Annotated in this window: 1 protein-coding gene; it reads right to left on the bottom strand. The window is 56.2% G+C overall.

The window, feature by feature from the left end; genetic code table 11:
• Positions 1-9 precede the first annotated feature (9 nt).
• On the bottom strand, positions 10-1,341 hold the full coding sequence (locus tag KDX37_RS29145; RefSeq protein ID WP_264759425.1) for an IS4 family transposase: 1,332 nt from the start codon (positions 1,339-1,341) through the stop codon (positions 10-12).
• Positions 1,342-1,367: the final 26 nt, after the last annotated feature.

The raw sequence follows: 1,367 nt of genomic DNA, 5'->3' as shown, positions 1-1,367 counted from the left end.
TAATGCTGTTCACTTAAGCGGAGCAGCCTTACGGTCCACTGGGTACCGGGTTTTAGAAATCTTCACCGTCCTTGGCCTTCCCGGCCTTGGGCGGTAATCCAAAAACATTCCACCTACTCCTCCCCTCAGCTCGCTTAGCCTCCTTCCTGTTGCCGATACCGGGTTAGCTGCTGCCATCACTATCAGCTGCACCGCTATGTACTGGCAGGCAGGCTTGAACCGTATATCCGAAGGCGCGCGGCCGAACGCTACAGCGGCCTGGCTGGCCTCTCGACGAATAATGTTATAAGCCAGCAAAAGCCCCCAGACCTCCTGATAAATCAGCTCGACTTTCTTGCTGCGCAGTGTCACCGCGTTCTGTTGCATCGAGCTTTTGATATCCCTGAAGCCCAGCTCAATTTCCCACCGTTCCAGGTACAGCTCAGCTACAGCTGCTGTGTCATAGCTCTCGACAGGCAGAGAGGTAAGCAGCGACCTGACTTTTCCATGGCTTTCATAGCTAACTTCACGCACTTCCCAACTCAAGGGCAGCTCAGGATTTCGTTTGCGTGCCTGAGGAGAAACCTTCATCCGCACAAGACGATCGTGCTCGCCGTAGCGCTCCACTTCCTCCATGACCAAATTCTTGCGAGCAGGTGTCAGCCAGTGTCGGTTCGCGCCGCCGCCAACCACCCTTAGCAGTAGATCCGCGCCCCAGAAGCCTTTGTCGAACAAGGTGATCGAATTGTCTGGAATTTGCCCCAGAAACGTTTCGGCCAAGCGCATTTCACTGCCCCGATAAGGGCTGAGCTGCGCATCGAGGATGACATGCGAGCGGACATTCATCAGCGCAACGAGCCGCAGCATCGGGAACGGGGTCTGACGGTCGGTGCCGGTATTGCCGGAGCCAAAATGCTCTCTGAGCTCAGGTGAATCAGGGGTCCGCAGCAATGCACCGTCCACCGCGAAGACTTGTAGGCCGTTCCAGTCATCTGCCTCATAGCGCTCGTTGCCCCAATGCTTACCGGTCTGACGGAACAGCGATTCAACGGGGTCAGCGCCTAGCCGTTTGCGAGCTTCAGTTACCCCGCTTCGAGCCAGTAACTGATCAGAAGCCAAGCCTTGCGCGCAGATATTCAAACGCCTGGCGACCTCATGAACCGGCTCATCGCGGAACAGAGCCATGCCCAAAACCAGCCAAAGAACCTGATCGCTCGGCAAGCGGCGCCGCCGTATCGTGGCTTGCGCCGAGAGGTTCAGCGCACTCGCTACCCACTCGATGGGGATGTTCTGAGTAAAAGTGCTTAGGTCAGAAAAATTGAAGAGATCGCCGAGGTCGAGCAATTGCTGCTGAATGGGCATAAAAAATCCGATGCCAGAGGTCTGAC

It is taken from the genome of Pseudomonas californiensis (genome assembly GCF_021147775.1).
In the GTDB taxonomy this organism is placed as follows: Bacteria; Pseudomonadota; Gammaproteobacteria; order Pseudomonadales; family Pseudomonadaceae; genus Aquipseudomonas; species Aquipseudomonas californiensis.
The sequence above is the reverse complement of the archived record's forward strand: the minus strand, read 5'-3'. Positions and strand labels throughout refer to the sequence as shown.